Annotated in this window: 8 protein-coding genes and 1 pseudogene; 3 read left to right on the top strand and 6 right to left on the bottom strand. The window is 72.1% G+C overall.

Features of this window, described 5'->3' with window-relative positions; all coding sequences use genetic code 11:
- Together VR45_RS09775 and VR45_RS42165 are read right to left on the bottom strand one after the other, a co-directional pair.
- A pseudogene (locus VR45_RS09775) lies at window positions 1-319 on the bottom strand (hypothetical protein); the annotation flags it as partial.
- A 934-nt stretch (window positions 320-1,253) separates the two neighbouring features.
- Window positions 1,254-1,856, bottom strand: coding sequence for a hypothetical protein (locus tag VR45_RS42165; protein ID WP_159394159.1), 603 nt, complete (start codon window positions 1,854-1,856; stop codon window positions 1,254-1,256).
- A 197-nt stretch (window positions 1,857-2,053) separates the two neighbouring features.
- Here VR45_RS42165 and VR45_RS09760 point away from each other — a divergent pair, with 197 nt between their 5' ends.
- Window positions 2,054-2,413 (top strand): DoxX family protein, encoded by a 360-nt coding sequence (locus VR45_RS09760; RefSeq protein WP_045939284.1) that lies wholly within the window; start codon window positions 2,054-2,056, stop codon window positions 2,411-2,413.
- A 43-nt stretch (window positions 2,414-2,456) separates the two neighbouring features.
- On the opposite strand, the gene VR45_RS09755 is transcribed toward VR45_RS09760, so the two are convergent.
- The 4 genes from VR45_RS09755 to VR45_RS09740 form a co-directional block, all read right to left on the bottom strand.
- On the bottom strand, window positions 2,457-2,897 hold the full coding sequence (locus tag VR45_RS09755) for a hypothetical protein (protein WP_045939283.1): 441 nt from the start codon (window positions 2,895-2,897) through the stop codon (window positions 2,457-2,459).
- Window positions 2,898-2,982: 85 nt separating this feature from the next.
- Window positions 2,983-3,168, bottom strand: a complete 186-nt coding sequence (locus tag VR45_RS09750) for a DUF397 domain-containing protein (protein ID WP_052708968.1) — start codon at window positions 3,166-3,168, stop codon at window positions 2,983-2,985.
- 66 nt (window positions 3,169-3,234) lie between these two features.
- Entirely contained in the window at window positions 3,235-3,420 is a 186-nt protein-coding gene (locus VR45_RS09745; RefSeq protein WP_045939281.1) for a DUF397 domain-containing protein, read from the bottom strand.
- A gap of 2 nt (window positions 3,421-3,422) precedes the next feature.
- Window positions 3,423-4,307 (bottom strand): helix-turn-helix transcriptional regulator, encoded by an 885-nt coding sequence (locus VR45_RS09740; RefSeq protein ID WP_052708970.1) that lies wholly within the window; start codon window positions 4,305-4,307, stop codon window positions 3,423-3,425.
- A gap of 141 nt (window positions 4,308-4,448) precedes the next feature.
- On the opposite strand from VR45_RS09740, the gene VR45_RS09735 reads away from it, so the two are divergent.
- Both VR45_RS09735 and VR45_RS46790 read left to right on the top strand, forming a co-directional pair.
- Window positions 4,449-4,919 (top strand): ATP-binding protein, encoded by a 471-nt coding sequence (locus VR45_RS09735; protein WP_045939280.1) that lies wholly within the window; start codon window positions 4,449-4,451, stop codon window positions 4,917-4,919.
- The gene (locus VR45_RS46790) at window positions 4,909-5,082 is read left to right on the top strand and encodes a hypothetical protein (RefSeq protein ID WP_159394158.1); all 174 of its coding nucleotides are present in this window, start codon (window positions 4,909-4,911) and stop codon (window positions 5,080-5,082) included. Before VR45_RS09735 ends, VR45_RS46790 begins: the two co-directional genes overlap by 11 nt.
- Window positions 5,083-5,087 lie beyond the last annotated feature (5 nt).

Here is a 5,087-nt window from a genome sequence, read left to right as displayed (position 1 = left end):
TGTCGGTGCGCACCGCGCGCCCGGAGTCCAGGTCGACGACCCCGGCGGCGTCGCGCCACGGCCGGCGGCCGGCCTCGCGCACCTCGCCGAGTGCGGCCGTCGCACCGCCGCGCTCGACCAGGGCCCGCAGCTCCGGGCCCAGGTCGACGGACGGCCCGGGCCGTCCGGCCTCCGCCACGGCGGAGGGCACCCCGACCCCCGCCGCCACGGCGGCCGTCGGGGCGAGCGTGGCGACCGTGGCTCCGGCCACCGCGACGGCGGCGAGCCGCAGGCCGAGCCGGTCGCGACGACGCGGCCCGGCCCAGTGGTTGGCGTTCATGGTGTTCCCTCCCGGACCCGACTCCCGGGCCTCACCGCCACGTTCGCATCCGCACCGCCGTACTCGCGTCGTCCTGCGGAAGGCCCTGCGGAGCCTCTGTACTGCCTCTGCGCGGCGACTCGCGCTCCACCTCGGGACGGGGGCGGAGGATCAAGAAATCCCCTTCGAGGGGCTTGACTTGACCTTTCGGCCGGGGTTCCGGCTCCGGCGGTGCGGAGTGGAAGGTCGACGACGCCGACTTTCCGCGTTGCCGCCGTGCTGCGGCCCGGGGACGGTTCCGTCACGCGGCCCTCGGCCGGGCGGCTGCCGCGCAGCCGCGCTGAGCGACGACCACGGGCGCGCGGCGGAGGAGCAGCGCGTCACCGAGGCCCGTCGACGGGCAGCCGTCGAGCGCACCTGCTGCTACGAGACCGCCACTGCGGCGGTCGTCGTCGACGGCAGCGACCGGGTGATGCCGGTGCGGCTCGTACTCCCGGAGGAGGGCGTCCGGTGGGGTGGGGTCCAGCCGGCCCCGGCGGACCTGGCGCAGCTATGACCGGCGGTCACCGACCCGGCCGGACTCCTACGGCGCCGGGCGAGCGCGAGGGTCGCCACGCCCGTCCCGCCGGGCGCACCAGTGCCCGGCGCCGGCTTCGTCGACCACAGCGAGCACTGGACGGCGGACGCCAGGAGCGGCGGCGGCCGCACCCGGGGCGTGTGTCCGTGGGGGCCGGGTTCATTGATCATGCTCTGAACAGGAGCCGGACCAGGCGGGCCGCTCTCGCAGCTCCCACGCGCTTCTCCCGGCGTCTCGCCGCCGTCCCCGCCGCCGGGCGCGGCCGTTGCGCCCGTGGGGGCGGGCCGCGGGTGAACGGACAGCGCAGGAGCTGGACATCGCCTTGGGGGAGAGGAGTGGGAAGTCGGCGGCGTCGACTTCCCACTCCGTGCTTGCCGCTCAGTACCGCCGACCCCGTTGGCGCAACCGGCGGTTGCGCCTCGCTCGGCGGCGGACTTCCTCCTCGCGCGCCCGTGCGGCTGCCGCGCGGGCCCGCTCGGCGTCCGCACGGGCCCGTCGCCGGGCCTCGGCGTCCGGGCCGACCGGGGTCTCCGGGGCCACCGGGGCCACCGGGGTCTCCAGGTCCTCCGGGGGCTCCGGCGCGGGCGGGCCCGGCGAAGTGCCTGGGGCGTCCGGGCGGGGCGGGGCAGGTGGGGCTCGGAAGCCCCACTGCTCGTCGGAGTGGGGAGGCAGCGGTCCGTCCGCACCGCCCGACCGGCCGACGGCGATCCACCGGCGCAGTGCGACGCAGGCGACCGGCGGTCCGAGAAGCAGTGCGAGCAGCCACAGCGGAACGAGCGAGGACGAGAGGACGCCGCGGGCCGAGGTGCCCGGCAGCAGCGAGCCCAGCAGGACCACCAGCACCATCAGCACGACCAGCGCCAGCCACGTGGCGACAACCACGGCCACCGCCCGAGCGGCGACCACCACCCGCCCCATGGATCCTCCTCGCAGCACGATCGGCATCGTCGCGTCGGCGCGCGCAACTGCTGGCCCGTCCATGGTTATTACTCCTGGAACGGCAGGGCGCACAACGGTTTTTGCTGCCCGTGCAGCCGGGGTCCGGAGGGGGTGAGGGAGGACTGCCGACGGCCCGGACCGGAGGAACGGGCTCCCTGCTGCGCCGATACCGACGGGGTATCGGCGCAGAAAAAACGGGTCTTGGACACCGGCAGGCCCCCGGCGGTGGACTTCTCACCATGAACATCGCCTACTGGATCGTCGCGGGACCGCTCGCGCTCTTCTACCTCTACGCGGGCACGCTGAAAGTGATCCGCAGCCCCGATCAGCTCCGGCCGATGATGGCCTGGGTCGACCGCATACCCCTGCCGGCTCTCAGGGCCCTCGGGACGGTCGAAGTCCTCGGCGCGGCAGGTCTGCTCCTGCCGCCGCTGACGGGTGTCGCGGTCCCGCTGGCATCGGCCGCGGCCGGCGGCCTCGTCCTCCTCCAGGCCGGTGCGATCGCCGTCCACCTGACCGGCGGTGACCGCCGGATCGCACTCAACCTCGGGCTCGTCACCGCTGCGGCCGTGACGGCCTGGCTCGCCACCGGCCTGTGACGGCGCGCGGTCCCGGGTTGGCGGGTGGGCCGACGTGGTCCGCTCAGAGTTCCTCGGCGAATCGCGTCCGGTGGACGCCGTGCACGATGGCCCCGGGGGACTGGTAGCCCCGGTGCTCGGGGTTCGAGACCTCCCCGTCCCACGGCGCCACGCCTTCCGGAAGCAGCGGAGCACGGCCCAGGTACATCCGGGCGGCTTCTTCCAGCCTCAGGTCTCCCACAATCACCGAGTTCCACAGCGAGTAGCCCTGCCCGACCACCCACAGGCACAGATCCTCGGTGCTGTCCTCGGACCAGACGTCCCCGTCCACGCTGACACCTTCCGAGAAGTCGGCCAGCGATTCCGCCGCGGACTCGTAGGCGGACGCGAAGGCTTCGAGCTCCTCCCGCGAGCGGGACTCCAACCACAACTCCAGGGCGGACAGGCGCGGTCGGGTCGCGTCCAGGACCTCCCAGAACCAATCGGGAACATGATCCGGTTCCATCTCGGCTCCTGGTGTCGAGGGCTGTGCTACTCGCCCGACCGTACAGCGCGGTGGCGCTGCCCGGACACTTCCGGGCTGTCGGTGCTCAGAGGTCGGCGTCGGCGGCGAAGTCGACGAATGCCTTCCAGGCGGTGGGGTGGAAGGTGAGTTGGGGGCCGGTCTTGTCCTTGGAGTCGCGGACGTGGACGACTTCGGGGGCCTTGGCGACCTCGACGCACGCGGCGTCCTCGTTGGTGCTGTGGCTGCTCTTGAACCATGTCAGTTCGGTCATCACGACATCCAGGATGCGCCGACGGCCCGCCGCTGGGAAGCGGCAGGCCGTCGGGTGGGTGCTGTTTCAGACGTTGGCGTCCGCGGCGAAGTCGACGAACGCCTTCCAGGCGGCCGGCTCGAAGGCCAGCTGCGGGCCGGTCTTGTCCTTGGAGTCGCGGACGTGGACCACACCGGGCGTCTCGGCGACCTCGACGCACGCGGCGTCCTCGTTGCTGCTGTGGGTGCTCTTGAACCATGCCAGATCGGCCATGCCTACCGCTCTCCCAGAATCTTTTCGATCAGGACCAGGGACTCCCTCATGGTGAGCGCCTGTCCCCTGAGGGTGCCGTACCGTGCTGCCATCTTACGGACCTCGTCCGGATCCGTGATGAGCCTGTTGACGTGCTGGACTGCCACGTAGGCGATCTGCGCGCGACCGGTCTGGGTGAGGAGGATGAACGAGCCGCCCATGCCCGCGTTCTCCGTGCGGTCGAGCGGCATCACCTGGAGTTCCACGCCACGGATTTCACCGACACGCAGCAGGTGGCGCAGCTGCGCCTCGTGGACGTCCCAGCCGCCCAACGGCCGCCGCAGGGCACTCTCGTCGATCACCCAGCTCATCACCGGCAGCGGCCAGCGGCTCAGGATCTCCTGTCGGGTCATCCGCGCGTCCACCCACGAATCGACCTGTTCGACGGACAGCCACGGCCTGCGCATGTCGTACAGCGCTCGCGCGTGCGCCTCTGTCTGCAACAGTCCAGGGATGTGCAGACTGCTGTACTCGTGGACCTCAAGTGCCTTGGCTTCCTCCGCTGTGAAGGCCTTCGAGAACGCCGGGTGACGCTCACTCACCCGGATCTTGGCCTTCATCACGTCGTCCGCGACGACCGTCAGCGCCCCGCCCGCGTCGACGATGGGGTCCACCACGGTCAGGAACTCGATTCTCGGCGTCCGCTTCCCGCGCTCGATCAGGCCGACCATGTCCTCGCTGTACCCGATCCGCTCCGCGAGCTGGCGCTGCGTGATGCCGGCCCGTTCGCGGTAAAGCTTGACCAACTTGCCCACCGCGCTGTAGAACTCGGCGATCCCGTCCGAGTTCTCCACCGTCTCCCCGTCGTCGGGGACCGTGCGCTCGCTGCGCTCGACGCTGCTCACCATGGGAACCACCCCTGCTCACACGAGTTTGCGACCGACTGATCCGGGTCTCACCAACAGGCGGACCCTCCGCGTCCGCACAAGCACACTCCGTGCCCGCCGGATCCGTGGTCAGCGTACGTCCGTGCCGCCAGGCTTTTCCCCATGACGACCGAAATTCCGCTCGACAACCCCCGCCGCCACACCATCGTCCTCGCCGCGACCCCGAAGGGCGCGTGTCTCTGCCGAGGCATCGTCAGACGTCAACTCGCCGAGTGGGGTGTGGACTCCAGGATCGGCGAACCGTTCCACTCGGCGCTGCTCGTCGTCGCCGAGCTGGCGGCGAACGCCATCACGCACGGGCGCGTTCCGGGGCGCGGGTTCGAGTTGCACCTGTGTCTCACCACCACCGTGCGCCGGGGCGCCACCCTCCGGATCGAGGTGTCCGACTGCCGGGGCGACCGCCTGCCCGTCCTCCCGTCGGCGCGGGTCACCGACGGCCAGTCCGGGCGGGGGCTGGTCCTGATCGACGCCCTCGCCGACCGCTGGGGCACGGCCCTCCGCGACCCCGGGGCCAAGACCGTGTGGGCCGAACTCGACCTCGCCGATGCCCGCTGCCTCGCCGATGCCCGCTGAATCCCGCCATACCGCGACTGCCGCCGGCAGCGCCGCGCTCTGCACCCTGCTTCCGTTCGTCCTGCTGCTCGCCCTCCTCGCCTGGGCGTACCCCCTCACCACCCGTCAGCACGGCCGTCCCCGCCCGGCCCCGACCCCCACCGCCACCGCCTCGGCGCGGTGAGGGGG

The organism is Streptomyces sp. NRRL S-495 (assembly GCF_000966955.1).
GTDB lineage: Bacteria > Actinomycetota > Actinomycetes > Streptomycetales > Streptomycetaceae > Kitasatospora > Kitasatospora purpeofusca.
This window is presented reverse-complemented; position numbering and strand designations above follow the sequence as displayed.